Annotated in this window: 22 protein-coding genes and 1 tRNA gene; 11 read left to right on the top strand and 12 right to left on the bottom strand. The window is 51.8% G+C overall.

The window, feature by feature from the left end; all coding sequences use genetic code 11:
• Positions 1-41: 41 nt before the first annotated feature.
• Together groL and RYZ59_RS15225 are read left to right on the top strand one after the other, a co-directional pair.
• Positions 42-1,685, top strand: coding sequence for a chaperonin GroEL (gene groL / locus RYZ59_RS15230; protein WP_137384020.1), 1,644 nt, complete (start codon positions 42-44; stop codon positions 1,683-1,685).
• A gap of 252 nt (positions 1,686-1,937) precedes the next feature.
• Complete coding sequence (locus tag RYZ59_RS15225) at positions 1,938-2,291, top strand: DUF4156 domain-containing protein (protein ID WP_005120974.1); 354 nt, start codon at positions 1,938-1,940, stop codon at positions 2,289-2,291.
• 176 nt (positions 2,292-2,467) lie between these two features.
• Here the strand turns inward: RYZ59_RS15225 and yjeJ are convergent, their stop codons facing one another.
• A complete protein-coding gene (gene yjeJ / locus RYZ59_RS15220) occupies positions 2,468-3,331 on the bottom strand; it encodes a YjeJ family protein (protein ID WP_318049183.1) in 864 nt (287 codons plus the stop codon).
• 183 nt (positions 3,332-3,514) lie between these two features.
• Entirely contained in the window at positions 3,515-4,543 is a 1,029-nt protein-coding gene (epmB, locus tag RYZ59_RS15215; protein WP_318049182.1) for an EF-P beta-lysylation protein EpmB, read from the bottom strand.
• 41 nt (positions 4,544-4,584) lie between these two features.
• On the opposite strand from epmB, the gene efp reads away from it, so the two are divergent.
• The 3 genes from efp to ecnB all read left to right on the top strand — a co-directional run bounded on the left by efp (position 4,585) and on the right by ecnB (position 5,639).
• Positions 4,585-5,151, top strand: a complete 567-nt coding sequence (gene efp, locus RYZ59_RS15210) for an elongation factor P (RefSeq protein ID WP_003025478.1) — start codon at positions 4,585-4,587, stop codon at positions 5,149-5,151.
• Positions 5,152-5,250: 99 nt separating this feature from the next.
• Positions 5,251-5,385, top strand: coding sequence for a lipoprotein antitoxin entericidin A (gene ecnA / locus RYZ59_RS15205; RefSeq protein WP_040232999.1), 135 nt, complete (start codon positions 5,251-5,253; stop codon positions 5,383-5,385).
• A 107-nt stretch (positions 5,386-5,492) separates the two neighbouring features.
• Positions 5,493-5,639, top strand: coding sequence for a lipoprotein toxin entericidin B (ecnB, locus tag RYZ59_RS15200; protein ID WP_003025482.1), 147 nt, complete (start codon positions 5,493-5,495; stop codon positions 5,637-5,639).
• Between the two features lie 30 nt (positions 5,640-5,669).
• Here ecnB and RYZ59_RS15195 read toward each other — a convergent pair whose 3' ends face one another.
• A complete protein-coding gene (locus tag RYZ59_RS15195; protein ID WP_318049181.1) occupies positions 5,670-6,269 on the bottom strand; it encodes a LuxR C-terminal-related transcriptional regulator in 600 nt (199 codons plus the stop codon).
• Positions 6,270-6,528: 259 nt separating this feature from the next.
• Here RYZ59_RS15195 and sugE point away from each other — a divergent pair, with 259 nt between their 5' ends.
• Positions 6,529-6,846: a quaternary ammonium compound efflux SMR transporter SugE gene (gene sugE / locus RYZ59_RS15190; protein ID WP_318049180.1), complete on the top strand. Its 318-nt coding sequence runs from the start codon at positions 6,529-6,531 to the stop codon at positions 6,844-6,846.
• On the opposite strand, the gene RYZ59_RS15185 is transcribed toward sugE, so the two are convergent.
• A complete protein-coding gene (locus tag RYZ59_RS15185; RefSeq protein ID WP_318049178.1) occupies positions 6,843-7,376 on the bottom strand; it encodes a lipocalin family protein in 534 nt (177 codons plus the stop codon). The two genes, sugE and RYZ59_RS15185, sit on opposite strands and share 4 nt — an antisense overlap.
• 93 nt (positions 7,377-7,469) lie before the next feature.
• A complete protein-coding gene (gene blaCMY, locus RYZ59_RS15180) occupies positions 7,470-8,615 on the bottom strand; it encodes a CMY-2 family class C beta-lactamase (RefSeq protein WP_318049176.1) in 1,146 nt (381 codons plus the stop codon).
• 131 nt (positions 8,616-8,746) lie between these two features.
• On the opposite strand from blaCMY, the gene ampR reads away from it, so the two are divergent.
• Positions 8,747-9,622 (top strand): LysR family transcriptional regulator AmpR, encoded by an 876-nt coding sequence (ampR, locus tag RYZ59_RS15175; RefSeq protein WP_318049173.1) that lies wholly within the window; start codon positions 8,747-8,749, stop codon positions 9,620-9,622.
• Between the two features lie 41 nt (positions 9,623-9,663).
• Here the strand turns inward: ampR and frdD are convergent, their stop codons facing one another.
• From frdD to frdA, 4 genes are read right to left on the bottom strand one after another with little or no spacing between them, the layout of a single operon-like run.
• Positions 9,664-10,023, bottom strand: a complete 360-nt coding sequence (gene frdD / locus RYZ59_RS15170; RefSeq protein WP_048212909.1) for a fumarate reductase subunit FrdD — start codon at positions 10,021-10,023, stop codon at positions 9,664-9,666.
• A gap of 10 nt (positions 10,024-10,033) precedes the next feature.
• Entirely contained in the window at positions 10,034-10,429 is a 396-nt protein-coding gene (frdC, locus tag RYZ59_RS15165) for a fumarate reductase subunit FrdC (RefSeq protein WP_048212908.1), read from the bottom strand.
• A 10-nt stretch (positions 10,430-10,439) separates the two neighbouring features.
• Positions 10,440-11,174, bottom strand: coding sequence for a fumarate reductase iron-sulfur protein (gene frdB, locus RYZ59_RS15160; RefSeq protein ID WP_137384014.1), 735 nt, complete (start codon positions 11,172-11,174; stop codon positions 10,440-10,442).
• Entirely contained in the window at positions 11,167-12,957 is a 1,791-nt protein-coding gene (frdA, locus tag RYZ59_RS15155; RefSeq protein WP_003830519.1) for a fumarate reductase (quinol) flavoprotein subunit, read from the bottom strand. Before frdA ends, frdB begins: the two co-directional genes overlap by 8 nt.
• Positions 12,958-13,281: 324 nt before the next feature.
• Between frdA and epmA the strand changes: the two genes are divergently transcribed.
• Both epmA and yjeM read left to right on the top strand, forming a co-directional pair.
• Complete coding sequence (epmA, locus tag RYZ59_RS15150) at positions 13,282-14,259, top strand: elongation factor P--(R)-beta-lysine ligase (RefSeq protein ID WP_137384013.1); 978 nt, start codon at positions 13,282-13,284, stop codon at positions 14,257-14,259.
• Between the two features lie 216 nt (positions 14,260-14,475).
• On the top strand, positions 14,476-15,978 hold the full coding sequence (gene yjeM, locus RYZ59_RS15145) for a glutamate/gamma-aminobutyrate family transporter YjeM (RefSeq protein WP_318049168.1): 1,503 nt from the start codon (positions 14,476-14,478) through the stop codon (positions 15,976-15,978).
• Positions 15,979-16,072: 94 nt separating this feature from the next.
• Here the strand turns inward: yjeM and mscM are convergent, their stop codons facing one another.
• The 3 genes from mscM to rsgA all read right to left on the bottom strand — a co-directional run bounded on the left by mscM (position 16,073) and on the right by rsgA (position 21,519).
• Positions 16,073-19,387: a miniconductance mechanosensitive channel MscM gene (mscM, locus tag RYZ59_RS15140; protein ID WP_271454077.1), complete on the bottom strand. Its 3,315-nt coding sequence runs from the start codon at positions 19,385-19,387 to the stop codon at positions 16,073-16,075.
• Positions 19,388-19,404: 17 nt separating this feature from the next.
• Complete coding sequence (gene asd, locus RYZ59_RS15135) at positions 19,405-20,373, bottom strand: archaetidylserine decarboxylase (protein ID WP_318049165.1); 969 nt, start codon at positions 20,371-20,373, stop codon at positions 19,405-19,407.
• A 93-nt stretch (positions 20,374-20,466) separates the two neighbouring features.
• Positions 20,467-21,519 (bottom strand): small ribosomal subunit biogenesis GTPase RsgA, encoded by a 1,053-nt coding sequence (rsgA, locus tag RYZ59_RS15130; RefSeq protein WP_318049163.1) that lies wholly within the window; start codon positions 21,517-21,519, stop codon positions 20,467-20,469.
• 105 nt (positions 21,520-21,624) lie between these two features.
• Between rsgA and orn the strand changes: the two genes are divergently transcribed.
• Both orn and RYZ59_RS15120 read left to right on the top strand, forming a co-directional pair.
• A complete protein-coding gene (orn, locus tag RYZ59_RS15125) occupies positions 21,625-22,170 on the top strand; it encodes an oligoribonuclease (protein WP_040232952.1) in 546 nt (181 codons plus the stop codon).
• Between the two features lie 196 nt (positions 22,171-22,366).
• Positions 22,367-22,442 (top strand) — tRNA-Gly (locus RYZ59_RS15120).
• The last annotated feature ends 114 nt before the right edge of the window (positions 22,443-22,556 follow it).

Below are 22,556 nucleotides of genomic sequence, written 5' to 3'. Positions count from 1 at the left end.
CGCGAACGACACTGAACATACGAATTTAAGGGAAAGAGAAAATGGCAGCTAAAGACGTAAAATTCGGTAACGACGCTCGTGTGAAAATGCTGCGCGGCGTGAATGTACTGGCAGATGCAGTGAAAGTTACCCTCGGTCCAAAAGGCCGTAACGTAGTTCTGGATAAATCTTTCGGTGCACCGACCATCACTAAAGATGGTGTTTCCGTAGCTCGTGAAATCGAACTGGAAGACAAGTTCGAAAACATGGGTGCGCAGATGGTGAAAGAAGTTGCCTCTAAAGCGAACGACGCTGCAGGCGACGGTACCACCACCGCAACCGTACTGGCTCAGTCCATCATCACTGAAGGTCTGAAAGCCGTTGCTGCGGGCATGAACCCGATGGATCTGAAACGTGGTATCGACAAAGCTGTCGCTGCTGCAGTTGAAGAACTGAAAGCACTGTCCGTACCATGCTCCGACTCTAAAGCTATTGCTCAGGTTGGTACCATCTCCGCTAACTCTGACGAAACCGTAGGTAAACTGATCGCTGAAGCGATGGACAAAGTCGGTAAAGAAGGCGTGATCACCGTTGAAGACGGTACCGGTCTGCAGGACGAACTGGACGTGGTTGAAGGTATGCAGTTTGACCGCGGTTACCTGTCTCCTTACTTCATCAACAAGCCGGAAACTGGCGCAGTAGAACTGGAAACGCCGTTCATCCTGCTGGCTGACAAAAAAATCTCCAACATCCGCGAAATGCTGCCGGTTCTGGAAGCCGTTGCTAAAGCAGGTAAACCGCTGCTGATCATCGCTGAAGATGTTGAAGGCGAAGCGCTGGCGACTCTGGTTGTTAACACTATGCGTGGCATCGTTAAAGTGGCTGCAGTTAAAGCACCTGGCTTCGGCGACCGTCGCAAAGCAATGCTGCAGGATATCGCAACCCTGACTGGCGGTACCGTCATCTCTGAAGAGATCGGTATGGAGCTGGAAAAAGCGACCCTGGAAGATCTGGGTCAGGCGAAACGTGTTGTTATCAACAAAGACACCACCACCATCATCGATGGCGTGGGTGAAGAAGCGGCAATCCAGGGGCGTGTGACTCAGATTCGTCAGCAGATCGAAGAAGCAACTTCTGATTACGACCGTGAAAAACTGCAGGAGCGCGTAGCGAAACTGGCTGGCGGTGTTGCGGTGATCAAAGTCGGTGCTGCAACCGAAGTTGAAATGAAAGAGAAGAAAGCTCGCGTTGAAGATGCTCTGCACGCGACCCGTGCTGCGGTAGAAGAAGGCGTGGTTGCTGGCGGTGGTGTAGCACTGATCCGCGTAGCATCCAAAATTGCTGGCCTGAAAGGTCAGAACGAAGACCAGAATGTGGGTATCAAAGTTGCGCTGCGCGCAATGGAATCTCCGCTGCGTCAAATCGTTCTGAACTGCGGTGAAGAGCCGTCTGTTGTTGCTAACACCGTGAAAGCGGGCGACGGTAACTACGGTTACAACGCTGCAACTGAAGAATACGGCAACATGATCGACATGGGTATCCTGGACCCGACCAAAGTAACCCGTTCTGCTCTGCAGTACGCGGCTTCTGTTGCGGGCCTGATGATCACCACCGAGTGCATGGTTACCGACCTGCCGAAAGGCGATGCGCCTGACTTAGGTGCTGCCGGTATGGGCGGTATGGGTGGAATGGGCGGCATGATGTAATTTAATCTTCATACTTCAAGCCGCAGGTTCGTTGGCTGCGTTCGTTCACCCCAGTCACTTACTCATGTAAGCTCCTGGGGATTCATGAACTTGCCGCCTGCCTGCAACTTGAATTATTTGATTAAATACATATCTCGCGAAAAATGAGAAACCCTCGGGCAGAAATGTCCGGGGGTTTTTCTTTTGGTCATCTTTTTAGTATATGATTCAGCTACGGACATAAGGTCCAACTAATTGATTATGGGGAATGACATGCACGTGAAATATTTAGCAGGGATCGTTGGTGCCGCGCTACTGATGGCGGGTTGTAGCTCCAGCAACGAACTGAGTTCAGCCGGACAAAGCGTTCGCTTTGTTGAAGATAAGCCAGGCGCTGAGTGTCAGCTGATCGGCACTGCGACCGGTAAACAGAGCAACTGGCTTTCTGGCCAGCATGGCGAAGAGGGTGGCTCTATGCGTGGCGCGGCGAACGATCTGCGTAACCAGGCCGCTGCAATGGGCGGTAACGTGATTTATGGCGTAAGTAGCCCGTCACAGGGAATGCTGTCCAGCTTTGTCCCGACCGCCAGCGAGATGAATGGCCAGGTTTATAAGTGCCCTAACTGATTACACTTCATCCTTCAATCTGCCTCTTTGTTGGCTGCGTTGTGAAACCCCAGTCACATAGTTATCTATGCTCCTGGGATTTCTTCGCTTGCCGCCGCGATGCAGATTGAATGATTTTGTGTAATAAAGTGGCCTGAACAGCCATGTAACCGTAGGCGCTGGTAAGCGCAGCGCCATCAGGCATTCTGATTTTTTTGCGCAGACTGAACATGTAAATGATGCAGCGCGCGCAGACACTGATCCTGATTGAGCTTTTGCGCCTTATCATCCGTCAAGGTTCTGACAAACACCTGGCACGGTACACCGACAAGTTTTTTCAGCCGCGGGCTGAAGTCGAGAAGACGGCGAGTAATGGCTTCGGCTTCTTTGCTACCGGAAAGGGCGCGAGTTTTCACTACCGAACCACAGAACTGAGCTTTTCCTTTATCATCCGTATAGCGGTAAATAACTGCCAGATAATGATTAAACAGGTTATGTTTCCATTCGGGGTGTGTATAAGCGTCGTATTCCAGATTGTCGTTTTGCTGGCAATCCACATCGTACAGCGGCAGGAAATCCAGCAGCGATGTAATTCGTAGCGCTAAATCCCGCATGCCAGCATTATTTATTGCATGAATAATAGCGTGAGCCAACACCTGAATCTGTAATTCATTAACCAGTAATTCATCTGTTTTCCCGTCATGAAGCGTCAGAGAAAATGCTAAGTTTTCCCCTTTATCATCCACTAACATCAGTGAATTTATGCGACGGTTAATATCCGCATTTTTTAGTTCATCCTCCTGAATTAATGGAATATTTTCGTGCGTTTTTTTGCTGGCTTTTTCGCATTCTTTCTCATATTGCGCACGCTCGTTTTCGCTAAGCTGATGTTTAGCAGAGAGCCTGCTTTCCAGGGCGATAAGCAAGTCTCTTAACCCAAGCGGAGAAAGAAAAAACAACGATTCCTTATTTCTTGGCTCTTTTATCTTTAATGCCAGAGCAATGAATTCATTATTTTGGCGAATCATGCCGGTATTAATACCCTTAATACTTATAGCCATAACAGGTTCTCCCTAACCATATATTTATTAATATTCTGCATTTGAAACTATTGATAAAATCTACGAATGAATAATTTAACAGAGCTAATTAAAATAGCACAGATTAAAAGTGTGACTCCACTTGCGGGGATTTAAATAATAAGTAATCGTGGAGAGTGTCCGGAATCGGACACTCAATAATGGTTATTGTTGGCGTAACTGCAGGTCCAGCGGCGTTTTACTTGGCTCTCCGCCAATTTCTCGCGCCAGTTTGGGGACCATGTAACCGGAAACCAGCGTTAGCAGTTCACGCATAATTTGACGCGCTTCATCATCGCTGACCATAAAGTGGGCGGCACCCTGCACTTTATCCAGCACGTGCAGGTAATAGGGCATCACACCCGCATCAAACAGTGCGTTGCTAAGGTTGGCGAGCGTTTGTGCGTTATCGTTCACACCACGCAGCAATACGCTTTGGTTGAGTAGCATAACGCCCGCGGCGCGCAGACTGCTCATCGCCTGGCGAAACGTCTCATCAACTTCATTGGCATGGTTAATGTGATTGACCAGCAGAATCTGCAAGGAGGAGTGCGCAAAGCGCTCGACCAGTCCTTCTGTAATGCGAGCCGGGATCACTATCGGCAAACGGCTGTGAATACGCAGACGCTTAATGTGCGGAATAGCTTCCAGTTGCGTGAGCAACCAGTCCAGTTCGTGGTCTTTGGCCATTAACGGATCGCCACCGGAGAAGATGATCTCATCCAGCTCAGGATGCGCGTTAATGTAGTCGAGGGCGACCTGCCAGTTGCGCTTATTGCCCTGGTTTTCGGCATATGGGAAGTGTCGGCGGAAGCAATAGCGACAATTTACCGCGCAACCGCCTTTGACCAGCAGCAGTGCCCGATTGCGATATTTATGCAGCAGACCGGGAACCACGCTGTGCTGTTCTTCCAGCGGATCGGTCGAGTAGCCAGGTGCGGCAACAAACTCTTCCTGGGCTGTCAGTACCTGACGTAAAAGCGGATCGTTCGGGTTGCCTTTCTCCATGCGGGCAATAAACGCGCGCGGCACGCGCAGGGCGAAAAGCCGTCTCGCGTCGCGTCCGGCCAACAGTTTTTCATCTGCGTCTATGTTCAAAAGATGCAGAAGTTCATCGGGATCGGTCACAACATCGGCAAGTTGCGATAACCAATCTTCTCTGGATGGGGTATTTAGGGTTACAATATGCGCCATTTTGTGGCTTAGCTACCAGTTAACAATTTTCAGAGGGCCTTATGGCAACGTACTATAGCAACGATTTTCGTGCTGGTCTTAAAATCATGTTGGACGGCGAACCTTATGCGGTTGAAGCCAGCGAATTCGTTAAACCAGGTAAAGGCCAGGCGTTTGCGCGCGTTAAGCTGCGTCGCCTGCTGACCGGTACTCGCGTAGAGAAAACCTTCAAGTCTACTGACTCCGCTGAAGGCGCAGACGTAGCCGACATGAACCTGACCTTCCTGTATAGCGACGGTGAGTTCTGGCACTTTATGAATAACACCACTTTCGAACAGCTGGCTGCAGACGAGAAAGCGGTAGGCGATAACGCTAAATGGTTGCTGGACCAGGCTGAATGCATCGTGACCCTGTGGAACGGTCAGCCGATCTCCGTAACTCCGCCGAACTTCGTTGAGCTGGAAGTTGTTGAAACCGACCCAGGTCTGAAAGGCGATACCGCTGGTACTGGCGGCAAACCGGCTACCCTGTCTACCGGCGCAGTCGTTAAAGTTCCGCTGTTCGTACAGATCGGCGAAGTCATCAAAGTGGATACCCGCTCTGGCGAATACGTATCCCGCGTGAAGTAATAGCCTTCATCTTTCAGGCTGCATCAGGCGGCCTGAAAGATTTTGCGTATTTTTAAGATGTTGGTGCAGGTTGCTGCGCCATACTTTTCCAGGGCAGGAATGATGAAACGTCTTCTCGGTCTTGTAATGCTTATCCTTTTCACCAGCACCCTCCTGGCGGGCTGTAATACGGCGCGCGGCTTTGGTGAAGATATCAAACATCTTGGTAATTCAATTTCTCACGCTGCCAGCTAGTCCCCTCATATTGTCTTAAAAACGGTCGTTTATCCGTCACCCCCCCGGATCTTGTCTATTATTAAGTGGCTATACACAAACAATATTGGCTAGAAAAGGAAGACGTTATGGTTAAGAAGACAATTGCTGCGATCTTTTCTGTGTTGGTACTTTCTTCCGTATTAACGGCGTGTAATACGACGCGAGGCGTAGGTCAGGATATTTCTGAGGGCGGTAGTGCCATTTCTGGCGCAGCGACAAAGGCTCAGCAATAACTATGAACGGTACGACGCACCGTCGTACCGTTAATTCATCTTCTCAGGTAGAGAGAGAAACGGTGAAAAGCGATTCCCCAGGTGCAGCTTCATACGGATATTTCGCTTATAGGTGTATACCGTCTTACCATGAATGCAGAGCGCGGCGGCTATTGCATTGTTATCAACGCCATCCATCCACAATGACAGTACCTTCTCTTCCTGCGGTGTAAGCAGCGGTGTGGCATTTTTGGGTGTATCTAATACGGGGCGGATCTGTAGTGCATTCTGGATCGTGTGCGAAAGATCATGCAACGTGATGTGTTTGGACAATGTCGAGTGAACGGCAGAGTGAGGATGATCGATTGGGTTATGCGATCGGTCACCTGATTGTAGTAAAATCAGCGGGATGGCGCCGCAGCTCATAAAAAATGGTGCGATGGGGGGGCTGGAGTGAATATCGCTGAGAAAACTATATAAATCTGCGATTACCAGATGTGGCTTCCATTGCAAAATATGCTCTTTAGCCAACATCAGATTATTAATCCCTGACACCAGAAATGAAGAGTTGAACATACCAGAATGATTAAGCAAGGCCTCTATCCCTGTGCGGGTGAAGTGGCACCGGTCAATCACTAAAATTTTAAGCATAAACCTTTCGCATTCAGAAGAGGATCCAATGGCTCTCTGAGTTCAGAAAGCTCTTCATCATAGAGAAGTCCAATGTGAGCCAAATGCGGGAACTACGCCTCTAATTGGGCTTAATTCTTGCTTTAAGTAAGCAATGAATAAAAAGGTTGAAATTCATTTTCTCCCGGGCAAAAATGCCATTTCATACATCCGCTTTGCAGGACGACCTGCAAACGCATCTTTCACCCGGGGACGGCCCCATCGTGTACTGGAGCCTGTTATGTCCTGGATCGTTTTACTTATCGCGGGCCTGCTTGAAGTTGTCTGGGCGATTGGTCTGAAATATACCCACGGTTTTACCCGTTTAACGCCAAGTATTATCACCATTGCGGCGATGATCGTCAGTATCGCTATGCTATCCTGGGCGATGAGAACGCTGCCGGTTGGTACGGCTTATGCCGTCTGGACCGGGATTGGCGCGGTAGGGGCAGCCATTACCGGCATTCTGCTACTGGGTGAATCAGCCAGCCCGGCGCGCCTGCTCAGCCTGGGGGTGATTGTTGCCGGCATTATTGGCCTGAAGCTCAGCACCCACTAAGCGCCGGGTTGTTTTACCCAAATCAACTTGTTCACTTCAAACCCCTCCCGGGTCGCGACTGCCAGCATCTGCTGTTTCATCTCATCTGAAATCGTTGGGGTGCGAGAGAGAATCCACAGATAGTCGCGATCCGGGCCGCAGACCAGCGCATGGCGATATTCCCGGTCGAGAGCAATCACGTTATACCCACCATAGAAGGGACCGAAGAACGAGACCTTAAGAGCCGCCCGGCTAGGATCGCCGGTGAAATAGGCTTTGCCTTCCGTTTTTTGCCACATGCCTCGGTCCGGGTTGTAGCCTTTGTTGATGACGTTTAGCCCACCGTCATCGCGCAAGCTATAGGTTGCGGTAACTTTATCCAACCCACCTTCAAAGCGGTGGTCGAACCGCGCGATCTCATACCAGGTGCCAAGATAACGTTTGGCATCAAAGTTGTTTACAACGGTAACGCCTTTGGGCGGCGTAGGTGAACTGCAAGCCACTACCAGAAATGCAGCCGTGACTGCAGCAACGACAGGCAGAATGCGCATGGGATATTCCTTGCTGTATTTTTGTTAAGTGTAGATGACAGCAGGAAAAGACGTGGAAGAAAGGAGGCCCGACGGATCGGACCTCAACGCCGGTTACTGCAGTTTTTCAAGGATGCGCCAGGCCGCGTCGACGCGAGCAGGATTCGGGTAGCTTTTATTGGCCAGCATCACGATGCCCAGATTTTTCTCCGGAATAAAAGCCACATAACTACCAAATCCGCCAGTCGAACCTGTTTTATGTACCCAGGAGGCTTTTACTGCGGGGGCTGGTGGGGTTACCTCAACGGCCGGAAGCGCCGCCAGAGCGATTTTACTGTCGCTGCCGTTGATAATCGTGTCTGCTTTTACCGGCCAGTTCAGCATTTCCCAGCCTAAGCCCTGGTACATCTCACCAATGCGCCAGTAACGTGACTGTGCGAGCTGGATGCCCTGCTGCAGGGTTTTCTCCTGTACGTGGCTGGCGTCCATATTGGCCTGAACCCAGCGTGCCATATCCATAATTCTGGATTTTACACCATACGCTTCGGCATCAAGCTGGCCCGGCGAAACATGTACGGGCTTACCATCGCGATAGCCCCAGGCATAATCCTGTTGCTCGTTCTGCGGAACGGTAATCCAGGTGTGTGCGAGTTTTAATGGCTGCAGGACGCGTCTGGTCATCGCCTCTTCGTAGCTCATTCCTGAGGGTTTCACCGCCAGTGCGCCAAACAGACCAATGCTGGAGTTAGCATAGAGACGTTTAGCGCCTGGGGCCCACTGAGGTTGCCAGTTTTGATAAAAGTGCAGCAATGCGGTTTTATCCGTCACCTCGTCGGGGATCTGAAGCGGCAAGCCACCTGCCGTGTATGTGGCTAAGTGCAGCAGGTTGATACCCTGCCACTGTTTGCCTGTCAGTTCTGGCCAGTATTTCGTGACCGGATCGCTGAGCTTAATTTCACCGCGGGCGATCGCATCGCCGCCCAGCACGCCATTGAAGGTCTTACTGACTGAACCGAGCTCAAATAGCGTATTCTGTGTGACCGGGCGATTATTGGCGATATCAGCTTTACCCCAGGTAAAGTAATACGGTTTTCCCTGGTAGATAACGGCCACGGCCATACCCGGAATGGCCTGTTCTTTCATCAGCGGTGTGATGGTGCGGTTAACGATATCGGCAATGTGTTGTTCTGTCTTTGAGGCGGCAAACGTGGAGAAAGAGGCGGCCAGCAGCAGCGCGCAGCATAACGATTTTTTCATCATGAAATCATTTCCGTAATAAAAAGCGAAAGGGTGTCCGGGCCCATCAGACGCGACCAGTGTGTTTGATTTGCACTGTGTTGACAAACGGTTAAATTTAGCAGCAGATATAAGTTTTTCTAACAGGCAAGATGATGACGCGTAGCTATATCCCCCTTAATTCTCTGCGGGCTTTTGAAGCGGCCGCCAGGCATCTCAGCTTTACCCGCGCAGCAATTGAGCTGAATGTAACGCATTCTGCTATTAGCCAGCATGTGAAAGCGTTGGAGCAACAGCTGAATTGTCAGCTCTTTATCCGCGTTTCACGGGGACTGATGCTCACGACAGAAGGTGAAAGCCTGTTACCTGTACTTAATGACTCCTTCGATCGTATGGCGGCGATGTTAGACCGTTTTGCCGGTAACCAGGCTCAGGAAAAACTGAAAATTGGTGTGGTGGGCACTTTTGCGGTGGGGTGCCTTTTCCCACGTCTACACGATTTTAAACGGGGCTATCCGCATATCGATTTACAGCTTTCCACGCATAATAACCGTGTTGATCCTGCCGCCGAAGGCCTGGATTATACCATTCGCTATGGTGGTGGAGCCTGGCACGATACCGATGCGCAATATTTATGTAGCGCGCTGATGTCTCCACTTTGTTCACCCGATCTGGCCTCTCAGATTCAGACGCCTGCAGATATCCTGAAATTTCCGCTATTACGATCGTATCGTCGTGATGAATGGGCGCTGTGGATGCAGGCGGCCGGAGAGGCTCCCCCTTCACCAACGCACAATGTGGTCGTGTTTGACTCGTCCGTCACGATGCTTGAAGCGGCGCAGGCAGGGCTGGGGGTGGCGATTGCTCCCGTCAGAATGTTCACGCATTTGCTGAACAGTGAGCGTATCGTACAACCGTTTTTAACGCAGATTGATTTGGGAAGTTACTGGATTACGCGATTGCAATCCCGTCCGGAGACACCTGCGATGCGTGATTTTTCCCGCTGGTTGACCAGCGTTGTGCACAAATAAAAAGGCCCGCCAGTGGCGGGCCTAATCGGTAGCAACTGCGATTAGATAGTCAGAATGCCAATCGCTGTTACAACGGTCAGGATAGCAGCCAGGCCGTAGAATACCCATTTGCCAGCAGGCACGTGGATTTTCAGGTCATGCATAGCGTGGTGCATACGGTGTAAACCGCACCACAGCGGCAGAACGATCATCAGGAACAGAAATGCGCGTCCGATGAAGCTCTGGGCAAATGCCATAATGCGCTCATAGCTCAGCGCATCGCCCGGGAACAGACCCAGCGGCAGCATAATACCAACCAGCAGAACCACTACCGGCGCAATGATTGCGCCCCACATACCACCTGCACCAAACAGACCCCAGAATACAGGTTCGTCAGAGCGTTTTGGATTTGGATTAATCATCCCGGACTCCTTACCAGTACAGGGCTACATACAGTATGACTACGGTCACAACCGCAGTAACTACCCAGAGACCTTTGATGATCGGCTCTGGCCCCATTTTTTCGTCTTTTACGATGATGTTGGCGGCTTTCGGCGCCAGTTCAAACCAAGTTTTGGTATGCAGCAGCGCTGCAGCCAGAACAACCAGGTTGAGGATGACCACCACCGGGTTTTGCAAAAAGCCGACAAAGCCCATCCAGGACTCAGCACCATGCTTCAGAGCAAACAGGCCGAAAATCAGTTCAATACTGAACCAGACTGCCGGAACTGCCGTGCCTTCGCGCAGCATGTAAAAGCGATAAAATGGCAGCTTTTTCCACCAGGTGGACGTCATCGGCCGCACATAGGGTTTGCGTTTAGTCGTCATCATGCACTCCTTAGCGTGGTTTCAGGGTAGCGATAAGAAAGTCTTTTGAACTTTCAACTTTACCCTGCTGAATGGCCGCAGCCGGATCGACGTGTTTCGGGCAGACTTCGGAGCAGTAGCCCACGAAAGTACAGGTCCAAACGCCGTTCGGGCTGTTCAACTGAGCCATACGCTCCTTCTTACCGTGGTCGCGGCTATCTTCGTTATAGCGATGCGCCAGCGTAATTGCAGCCGGTCCAATGAACTCAGGGTTCAGGCCGAACTGCGGACACGCGGCGTAACACAGACCACAGTTGATGCAACCGGAGAACTGATGATATTTCGCCATCTGCGCCGGAGTCTGGGTGTTTGGACCCTGATCCGGAGTACGCGGGTTACCAATGATGTACGGCTTGATCGCTTCCAGACTTTCGATGAAGTGCGTCATATCGACGACCAGATCGCGCTCAATCGGGAAGTTGCCCAGCGCTTCAACCTTCATACCGCTGGTGTAATCACGCAGGAAGGTTTTGCACGCCAGCTTCGGCACGTTGTTGACCATCATGCCGCAAGAGCCGCAGATTGCCATACGGCAGGACCAGCGATAGCTCAGGTCTGGTGCCAGGTTATCTTTGATGTAGCCCAACGCATCCAGCAGAGACGTGGTTTCATCATAAGGAACTTCATAGAAAGCACTGTGCGGCGCGGTATCGGTTTCCGGGTTATAGCGCACCACCTCAACTTTCAGGTTTTTCATCTCAGCCATTCGCCTTCTCCTTCTTATCGGCTGCTTCCGCTTCGCCACCGTATACACGTTTAGCTGGTGGCAGAGTGGTGATTTTCACGTCGCTGTATTCCAGGCGAGTCGTGCCGTCAGCATCGCGGAAGGCGAGGGTATGTTTGAGGAAGTTAACGTCGTCACGCTCGGTGCAGCCTTCATCCAGACGCTGGTGCGCGCCGCGGGATTCTTTACGTGCCAGCGCGGAGTGTGCCATACATTCGGCAACGTTCAGGCCGTGACCCAGTTCAATGGTGTACAGCAGGTCGGTGTTAAAGACGCTGGAGGTATCAGTGATACGTACGCGCTTGAAGCGTTCCTGCAGCTCAGCCAGCTTATCAACGGTTTTCTGCATGAGTTCCGGTGTACGGTAGATACCGCAACCTTCTTCCATAGACAGACCCATTTCGTCGCGGATCTTAGACCAGTTTTCGTTACCTTCCTGGTTAACCAGATCTTTCAGACGTTTTTCAACGCCAGCAACCTGTGCGTCGAGTGCGGCACTGTTTGCAGCGCCAGCCGTTGCAGCACGTTCTGCAGCCTGCTCACCCGCCATACGGCCAAAGACCACCAGTTCCGCCAGAGAGTTGGAGCCCAGACGGTTAGCACCGTGCAGACCAACAGAGGAACATTCGCCGACAGCGAACAGACCTTTAATCCGGGTTTCACAGTGCTGATCGGTTTCGATACCGCCCATGGTGTAGTGCGCGGTCGGACGTACCGGGATCGGTTCTTTAACCGGATCGACACCCACGTAAGCTTTCGCCAGTTCGCAGATGAATGGTAAACGTTCGAGCAGTTTTTTCTCGCCGAGGTGACGCAGGTCGAGGTGAACGACATCGCCACGTGGGGTGGAGATGGTGTTGCCTTTGCGCCATTCGTGCCAGAACGCCTGAGAAACTTTGTCGCGCGGACCGAGTTCCATGTATTTGTTCTTCGGCTCGCCCAGTGGGGTTTCCGGACCCATGCCGTAGTCTTGCAGATAACGGTAGCCGTTTTTGTTGACCAGAATACCGCCTTCACCACGGCAGCCTTCGGTCATCAGGATACCGGAGCCTGGCAGACCGGTTGGGTGATACTGAACGAATTCCATATCACGCAGCGGAACGCCGTGGCTCAGCGCCATGCCCATACCGTCGCCGGTGACGATGCCGCCGTTGGTGTTGTAACGGTAAACACGACCCGCGCCGCCCGTTGCCATCACGACTGCGTTAGCACGGATTTGTACCAGGGTGCCTTCCATCATGTTCATGGCGACCAGGCCGCGAGCATGACCGTCGTCCACCAGGATATCCAGAACGAAGTGTTCATCAAAGCGCTGAATCTGCGGGAACTGCAAAGACGTTTGGAACAGCGTATGCAGCATGTGGAAGCCGGTTTTATCCGCGGCAAACCAGGTACGCTCGATTTTCATGCCGCCGAAGCGACGTACGTTGACGCTACCGTCTTCACGGCGGCTCCATGGGCAGCCCCATTGTTCCAGTTGCGTCATTTCAGTTGGGCAGTGGTGGACAAAGTAATCCACGACATCCTGCTCACACAGCCAGTCTCCGCCTGCTACCGTATCGTGAAAATGGTAGTCAAAGCTGTCATGATCCTGCGCGACAGCAGCAGAGCCGCCTTCGGCAGCAACGGTATGGCTGCGCATTGGGTACACTTTTGAGATCAGTGCGATTTTAGCGTTGGGATTTGCTTGTGCGGCAGCAATTGCAGCACGTAATCCCGCGCCACCGGCGCCTATAATGGCAAGATCGGCTTGAAAGGTTTGCACGACATTCCTCCAGATTGTTGTTATTTCATCCCCGCCCGAATTCAGATGCTTCATCGGATTCAGACAGGTTATGAACGCGTTTCCACTGCTCCTTTATAGGTACAATAGTATAGTCTTAGGGATGTGAGGGAAATTTGACGTGTTCGATTTTTTTAGCGTATCAGTGGGCCGAATTATCATTGAATTTGATTAATTTAATTACTAAACCACCCAATGTTGCTTTTTTTACCCGACAGCCAGTGTTTATTATTCCCGCGTGAAATTTGTCTCGCTAGCGCGATACGAGTAGACTTCGTGCCCTTGTCTGAAATCGGAGAAACAACCATGAGCGAAACGGCAACCTGGCAGCCGAGCGCGTCCATCCCCAATCTGTTAAAACGTGCAGCAATTATAGCGGAGATTCGTCGCTTTTTTGCCGATCGTGGAGTGCTTGAGGTTGAGACACCTTGCATGAGTCAGGCGACGGTAACGGACATCCATCTGTTCCCGTTCGAAACGCGTTTCGTTGGCCCTGGTCATTCCCAGGGGATGAACCTCTATTTAATGACCAGCCCGGAATACCATATGAAGCGTCTGCTGGTCGCGGGATGTGGCCCGGTGTATCAGCTATGTCGCAGCTTTCGTAATGAAGAGATGGGACGTCATCATAATCCTGAGTTCACCATGCTTGAGTGGTATCGCCCACACTACGACATGTATCGCCTGATGAACGAAGTGGATGATTTGCTGCAGCAAGTGCTGGACTGTTCACCTGCCGAAAGCCTTTCTTACCAGCAAGCTTTCCAGCGCCATCTGGAAATTGACCCGCTGTCTGCGGATAAAACTCAACTGCGGGAAGTGGCGGCGAAGCTGGATCTCAGCAATATCGCGGATACTGAAGAAGACCGGGATACCTTGCTGCAACTGCTGTTTACAATGGGCGTTGAGCCGCATATTGGCAAAGACAAACCAACGTTTGTGTACCATTTCCCGGCCAGTCAGGCGTCACTGGCACAAATCAGTACCGAAGATCATCGGGTCGCTGAGCGATTTGAGGTTTATTACAAAGGTATTGAGCTGGCGAATGGTTTCCATGAGTTGACCGACGCGCGTGAACAGCAGCAACGGTTCGAGCAGGATAATCGTAAACGTGCCGCGCGCGGCCTGCCGCAGCAGCCAATTGACAACAACTTGCTTGAAGCGTTGAAGGTTGGGATGCCGGATTGCTCTGGCGTGGCGCTGGGTGTTGATCGTCTGGTGATGCTGGCGCTGGGCGCTGATAGTCTGGCTGACGTTATCGCCTTTACCGTCGATCGTGCATAACGCGTTATCCCTCTACAATACAAAGTGGCGGTAAAGTCGCCACTTTGTAGCACATTTTTTCACTTTCCCTCTAATAGCCACAATTTGACTCTGGATATCTGGTATCGTTTAGGTATCAATTCTGTGTTGATTTTTAATTGCTGAACTCTGCAAAGAGAGCGGTGCTAATCGGTGAGCGGCGTTTGCGAAACGCTTGCCAGAGTAAGGGATAGTTGAATGACCCAAACAATAAAGAAGATGAGCCTGACAGGTCTCATCCTTATGATATTTACGTCAGTTTTCGGATTTGCAAATAGTCCCTCTGCATTTTATTTAATGGGATATAGTGCGATTCCCTGGTATATATTTTCTGCATTATTATTCTTTATTCCCTTCGCGTTAATGATGGCAGAAATGGGTTCCGCCTATCGGAAAGAAGAAGGTGGAATATATTCGTGGATGAATAATAGCGTTGGACCACGCTATGCGTTTATCGGTACGTTTATGTGGTTCTCTTCCTACGTGATATGGATGGTTAGCACGGCGGCAAAAGTATGGGTGCCTTTCTCGACCTTCTTATTCGGCGCAGACATGACGCAGCATTGGGGTATCGCCGGGCTTGAACCAACCCAGGTTGTCGGGCTGCTTGCGGTCGGCTGGATGGTGGTGGTCACCTGTGTTGCTTCTCGTGGTATTAATAAGATTGCACGTATTACGGCGGTTGGCGGAATTGCCGTTATGTGTCTTAATTTAGTTCTGTTGTTAGTGAGTGTCGCTATTTTGTTATTAACTGGTGGCCACTTTGCACAGGATATTAATTTCTCATCTTCACCCAATCCAGGATATCAGTCCGGCCTGGCCATGTTGTCGTTCGTGGTATTTGCCATTTTTGCTTATGGTGGAATTGAAGCCGTGGGTGGACTGGTCGATAAAACAGAGAAACCAGAAAAGAACTTTGCCAAAGGCATTGTCTTTGCCGCTATCGTCATTTCAGTTGGTTATTCGCTGGCCATATTTTTGTGGGGTGTTAGCACCAACTGGCAGCAGGTATTAAGTAATGGTTCCGTTAACCTTGGTAATATCACTTATATCCTGATGAAAAGCCTTGGGATGACATTGGGTAATGCGTTGCACCTTTCCCCAGAGACGGCGATGACGATGGGGGTGTGGTTTGCGCGTATTACCGGGCTTTCCATGTTCCTTGCCTATACCGGCGCTTTTTTTACCCTTAGCTACTCGCCGCTGAAAGCGATTATTCAGGGGACGCCGAAGGCGTTGTGGCCCGCGCCGATGACCAAACTGAATGCGATGGGCATGCCAACGACTGCCATGTGGATGCAGTGCGGGCTTGTGAGTTTGTTTATTCTGTTGGTTTCGTTCGGCGGTGATACGGCTTCCGCGTTTTATAACAAACTGACGCTGATGGCGAACGTATCTATGACGCTGCCGTATCTGTTCCTGGCGCTGGCATTCCCATTCTTCAAATCCCGCGTGGGGTTGGAAAGACCGTTTGTTATTTTTAAAACCCGCACGGCAACGTTGCTGGCAACGGGAGTGGTGGTACTGGTGGTGACGTTTGCCAACGTATTTACCATCATCCAGCCGGTGATCGAGGCCGGAGACTGGAACAGTGCGCTGTGGATGACCGGCGGTCCGATCTTCTTCTCACTGCTGGCGATGGCGATTTATCAGAACTACAGTCGCCGCACGGCCAACGATCCTGAGTGGGCGGTGGAATAAACGACCTGTTTAATCCGGCCTACAAAGAAGCATCTTCGTAGGCCGGATAAGACACAACGGGTCGCCATCCGGCATTTCTTGCCAGGATCATGCGCTACAAACTTCCCGCCGGACGACTGCTTCTGCCCGCAGAACTTAACGTTCTTCCCGTTTGCTTACCCCCCAGACTTTCCAGACGCATCTGGAACGGTGGGAATGGCATATCAATACCGTGCTCACGGAAGCCTGCCAGAATCAGTTGGTGGATCTCGTGGCGCAGTGGCATACGGTGTCCCATCTCCGCAGCATAGATACGCAGCTCGAAGATCTGAATCCCCTGCTGAAGGTCAACCAGGAAGACTTCCGGGGCAGGGGTGTCGATCACCAGCGAACAGCGGTGTGCGGCGGTAAGCAGGATTTGTGTGACTTCCTCGCTGTTAGCTTCCGATGGCGCTGGGATAGTTAACACCACACGCGTGACCGAGTCAGATAGTGACCAGTTGATAAACTGTTCGGTGATGAACGCTTTGTTGGGCACGATTATCTCTTTGCGGTCCCAGTCGCTGATGGTGGTCGCACGGGTATTAATTTTCGTCACGCTACCGGTGAGATCGCGAATGGTCACCGTGTCGCCAATACGGATTGGTTTTTCAAACAGGATGATCAGGCCGGAAATAAAGTTGGCGAAGATCTCCTGCAAGCCAAAGCCCAGCCCCACACCGAGAGCGGCTACCAGCCACTGCAGTTTCGACCATTCGATACCAATCATTGAGAAGCCAACCAAACCGCCAATCAGCATCAGCAGATATTTGGTGATGGTGGTGATGGCATAACCGGTGCCGGGGGTTAAATCCAGGTGCTGTAGCAACGCCAGTTCCAGCAATGCCGGCAGGTTGCGCACCAACTGCGTTGTGATGATAAACACCAGAATCGCAATTAACACGGCACCCAGTGTAATGGGCTCTAAACTTTCCACGCCCTGCACCGTGGAAGTGACATCCCAGAGTGAGATATTTTCCAGGAAGCCGAAAGCGGAATGAATTTCTGACCACAGCACGATAACCGAAAGCAGGGCGATGAGCATCAGGATAGAACGCACCAGGCGCAGTGATTGTGCACTGATCGCATCAAGATCCACTTCGCTTTCATCAACATCAACGGCCCCTTCAAGGCTGGTTGAATGTGGCGGCTCTTCCTCACCGCGCGCGCGTTGCGCCAGCATTTCGGCGCGTCGATGCTTGGCACGGTCGAATGCCAGACGGCGCCGTTGGATGAGCATCCAACGGCGAATGACGTGATAGACCACCAGTAACAAGAACCAGATTGCTACCGAAGTCTCCAGGCGCGCCAGCAGGGCTTGTGATGTTGCCAGGTAGCCCACAGCTGCTGCGAGAATAGCAATCAGTGGCGCACCCATCAGCATATTCCACAGCATGCTGTTGACCATGTTGTCGCCATTGCCTTCTTTGTCGAGATACAGCGGTATGCCAGCGCGTTTCAGGCTCAGGGTTACGATCGCCAGCGCTCCGCAAATCAGGATAAAGCACAGGCGCCCCAATGAAGCGGAGAATTCCCGGTCATTGAGGTTATCAAACATAATCACCGCCATGATCAGCGGGACAATCAGCCCGATACTCATCAGGTAATAGTGCATGGCCTTGGCGACACGGTTACGCGGCCAGCCAAAGTGCGCAATGAACAGACCGTTGGGGCGCGCGAAGGTGGCGCAAATCATTACCGCCCACAGCATGGGGACCGTTGCGGTAACGCCGTCTCCTATCGCGACGGCCAGCGGGTAGGGCCAGGCTTCCTGTAATCCGTAACCCAGCGTTGCCCATAGCACCGGCAGCGGTGAGGCGACGAGTATCGACCAGAATACCGTGCGTATCGTGAGCCAGAAGTGGTCCTGGGTGACTTTACCAACACGCGCCGACGAGCGTTCAAGAAAGCGGGTGAAGTGTTTGCGTGAAGAAAGGCTAAACCCAACCAACACCAGTGCACCGAACAGTGGCAGCAGCGTTTCTTTGCTGGTCAGCATCATGATAGTGGCTTTGCCAAGCTGATTAAATGTATCGAGTGAGATCAGGCGGCGCAGATCCTGAACGATGTCGACAGGCCAGGAGAGAGAAATGGGGCTGACGTCTGATGTCCAGAACAGATAACGGTGCGTGGCTTCATTGACCTCTTTTAGCGCATCTTCCAGTTGGCTGTTGGAGACTTTGAGCTTGGTCAGCTCAAGGATCAGCGTATCGCCGCCCTGTAACAAAGAGTTCAGCAGCTCACGTTGGGTGCGTAGCTGGGCGTTGAGAATGCTGCTCTGTTCAGCGGTCAGCGGTTGTCCATCGGCCTGATGAATCTGACGCAGTTGCGGCTGTTTGTTGAGCAGGTCCTCATAGCGCATGCGGTGTACGCGCAGCTGCGCCATTTCGGTATCTAACTGCTGGGGTTTGGGCATTTCTGGCAGGCGAGAAACTTGTGCGCGCAGTGCTTCTCCCAGCATATTCGAGACGCCAAGCCATTGTGACTGTTCCCGCAGCGTATTCAGCGCCTGACGTACCTGCAACGTTTGGCTGGTGGCCTGACGCTGCTGGGAGGCGACCAGATCCATACGTTGCGCCTGCTGATTGAGTGCCTGAGACAGCTCACGGTTAACTTTAAACTGGTCAATGATGCCTTCCGGCAATCCTGCGCTGTTTTCTGCCAACAGTTCCGTGCTTTCCAGCGCACGCTCGGCTTCACGCTGGCGCTGGCTGTTGAGTTGGTTGCGTAATGCCTGCAGATAAGCGTCGAGCTGTTGGCTCTGCTTTTCTGCCAGTTCGGAGCGCATTCGCGCCAGTTCCTGGCGGTTGTTTGCGGAAAGCTGAGCCAGTTCCAGTTCATCGACCTGGGCTTTAAGCCTGGCGGATTCCGCCTGCATTGCCTGATTGAGCGCTGAGTTACTGTTGGCTGTACCCAGGCGTCGCTCAATATCATTTAACTGGCGGCGAGCATCGGTTTGTTGCTGAGGAAGCTGGCTTAACGAGTCGGCGATTTCCCGGGCGCGATCCTGCTCCTGTTGAGCCTGGCGGCTTTTATCCAGTAACTGACTGCTGACCTGAAGGATTTCCTGGTTTAATGCATCCGTCGTGAGGCCGGTCGGTACGCTACGCGGTTCATCGCGCAGGTTGTTAAGCTGTGCGCGTAACGTGGCGGACAGCTTGGGGAAGTTATCGATAACCTGCTGATATTGTTCAGCACGCTCAAGGGAGCCTTTCCGCTCCTCGAGAGCATTCAGCGCGGACTGGAGCGCCTCAACGGTTTCTGGCTGAGCGGGTTTCGCCGCCTTTGCCTGCTCCAGTTCCTGAGTGAGTTGTTTACTGTCGGGGGCCGTCGCAGCGTACGCCCCCTGGCTGAGGCACCAGGCCATCAGAAAAGTGATAATCAGGCGCACAGCAGCGATTCCTATGGTTAACTTGCGTCTTTTTTGTCTTCAACCAGCGGGCTGGCGTCGTGTTCTGCTTCGATCTCTTCTTTCGGCAATAGCGCGGGCTCTGCCTCCGGCGTCACGAAGGTCTCGGTAGAGATGGCCATCGGCTGGCCAATTTTGGTGACCGACAGATCCTGCAACTGTGCAACCAGATTAACTTTACCCGGCGCAAACAGGTTGATAACGGTTGAACCGAGTTTAAAGCGGCCCATTTCCTGACCTTTCAGCAGCGCCACAGAGCCTTCGCTTTCGCCTTCCGGCCAGGTCCAGCGTTTGATCACGCCTTCACGCGGTGGGGTAATGGTGCCAGCCCATACGGTTTCAATGCTGCCGACGATGGTTGCACCAACCAGAATCTGTACCATCGGGCCGAATTCGGTATCAAACAGGCAAATAACACGTTCGTTACGGGCAAACAGGTTCGGCACGTTCTGCGCGGTCAGGATGTTCACAGAGAAGAGATCGCCTGGCACGTACATCATCTCTCGCAGGATACCGTTACACGGCATGTGGACGCGGTGGTAATCGCGTGGAGACAAGTAAGTGGTTACAAACGTCCCGTTACGGAATTTATCCGCCATCTGGTAGTTGCCTGCCAGCAGTGCTTCAAGGGTGTAGCTATGCCCTTTAGCCTGCAGCAGTTTGTCTTCTTCGATGTTGCCTAACTGGTTAATCACGCCATCAGCGGGCATGACCAGTACGTTTGGATCGGTATTGATCGGGCGTGCATCTTCGCGCAGTGGGCGAACAAAGAAGTCGTTAAAGGTACGATAGCTGGCGGTGTCCGGCTTTTGCGCCTCTTTCATATCGACCTTGTAATATTTCACGAACAGATCGATAACCAGTTTAGTCAGCCATCCCGCTCGTTTGCTCGCACCCCAACCCGCCAGGCGAGTGAGCCATAGTTTCGGCAGAATGTATTGTAGCGAAAGCTTAAATGAGTTTAACAAGGTAGCCTCCAGGCCATAATTTGTTCCCGATCCGGCATAAGGGCCGGATACTGAAAAAAGGGGGGACGATTCTAGCGATGCTTAGCTTAGTTGTCAGTCGTCGGTATCAGAAAAGTTTTTACGCGTTTTTACCTGCGCCATGCTTTCCAGGATGCGGTGATAATTTTCAAACCGGGTTTCGGCTATGACCCCTTTTTCTACAGCCTCACGGATAGCGCAGCCTGGATCGGTATCATGTTTGCAGTCGCGGTATTTGCAATGGCCCAGGTAGTCATGGAATTCGACAAAGCCATCAGTGATTTGTTCCGGTTCAAGATGCCACAGTCCAAACTCACGTACACCGGGGGAGTCGATGACATCGCCGCCATGAGGGAAGTGGTACAGGCGAGAAGCTGTTGTGGTGTGCTGTCCAAGGCCGGAGTTGTCGGAGACATCGTTGGTCAGGATTTCTTCCTGCAGGCCGAGAAGATTATTGAGCAGGCTAGATTTACCTACGCCCGACTGACCGGCAAAAATGCTGATGCGATCGGTTAATGCTTCTTCTAGCGGTTTCAGGCCGTCTTTAGTGCGGCTTGATACCATCAACACTCGATAGCCAATGTTGCGATAGATATCCATCTGTTCGTTAACGAAGGCCATACCTTCGTCATCCAGCAGATCGATCTTATTCAGTACGATAATCGGTTCAACGTGTAGCGTTTCGCAGGCTACCAGATAGCGGTCGATAATATTGAGTGACAGCTCAGGTAAGATGGCTGAAACAATCACGATTTGATCGATGTTGGCCGCAATGGGTTTCACCCCGTCGTAAAAGTCCGGGCGTGTGAGTACTGAGGTACGCTCATGTACCGCTTCAACGATCCCTTTAACATTCACGCCCTCTGCTGCCGCTTTACCCGGACGCCAGACTACACGATCGCCGGTAACCAGCGAACGAATGGTACGGCGGATGTTGCAACGGTGAATTTTCCCGTCAGCAGATTCTACGTCGGCATGCATGCCAAAACGGCTAATAACGATGCCTTCAGCGGTTTCGCCAAACAGGTTGTCGTCGTAGTCAGGCTTCTCCGTGGACGTTTTAAGACGACGCTGGTGATTGGCGTTCACACGGCGCTGTTGGCCTTTGGAGAGTTTATTCTTACTCAATCGGGCTGGCTCCTGGTCGCCCATGATGGGCAAAACATTTATGATACACACAATTTTAGATCAATGTAGTCACACTGAATGTGACGCTGAAGGGTGGAAAATAGCATGAGTGCCAATGAAAACAACCTGATTTGGATCGATCTGGAGATGACAGGTCTGGATCCCGAGCGCGATCGCATTATTGAGATCGCCACGCTGGTGACGGATGCCAACCTGAATATCCTGGCTGAAGGTCCGACAATTGCGGTGCACCAGTCCGACGAACAGCTGGCATTAATGGATGACTGGAACGTACGTACGCATACCGGAAGTGGGCTGGTGGAGCGCGTAAAAGCGAGCACCATGGGCGATCGTGAAGCCGAACTGGCTACGCTGGCCTTTTTGAAAGAGTGGGTTCCGGAAGGGAAATCACCTATCTGTGGCAACAGCATCGGTCAGGATCGTCGTTTCCTGTTTAAATATATGCCGGAACTGGAGGCATATTTCCATTATCGCTATCTGGACGTCAGCACGCTTAAAGAGTTGGCCCGTCGCTGGAAACCAGAGATCCTGGATGGCTTCAAGAAACAAGGAACGCACCAGGCAATGGACGATATTCGTGAGTCCGTTGCTGAGCTGGCTTACTATCGCGAGCATTTTATTAAGCTTTGATTTTGTTCTCCGGTGGCTTGCGTCACCGGCTTTTTGACGCTAAATTGTTCACCCTGGTTGCAAAGTAATCACTTGAACGAATTTTCGAAAAAAACGTATTCAGGGGGGTTGCAGCTAAAAGGATTTCTCGTATAATGCGCCTCCCGTAACGACAGAGAATTACACGTTACGGCAGCAACAAAAGAAGTACAAATTTGCGGGAATAGCTCAGTTGGTAGAGCACGACCTTGCCAAGGTCGGGGTCGCGAGTTCGAGTCTCGTTTCCCGCTCCAAAATTTGAAAGTGCTTATTAAGCACCGATCACCAATCGCAGAATTTCGAATTGCGACAAGGCGGCAACTGAATGAGTCCTCAGGAGCTTACAAAAGTAAGTGACTTAGGTGAAT

Origin of the sequence: Citrobacter sp. HN-141 (assembly GCF_033341895.1) — a bacterium.
In the GTDB taxonomy this organism is placed as follows: Bacteria; Pseudomonadota; Gammaproteobacteria; order Enterobacterales; family Enterobacteriaceae; genus Citrobacter.
Note: the sequence above shows the minus strand (reverse complement) of the source record. Positions and strands in the feature narration are given on the sequence as shown.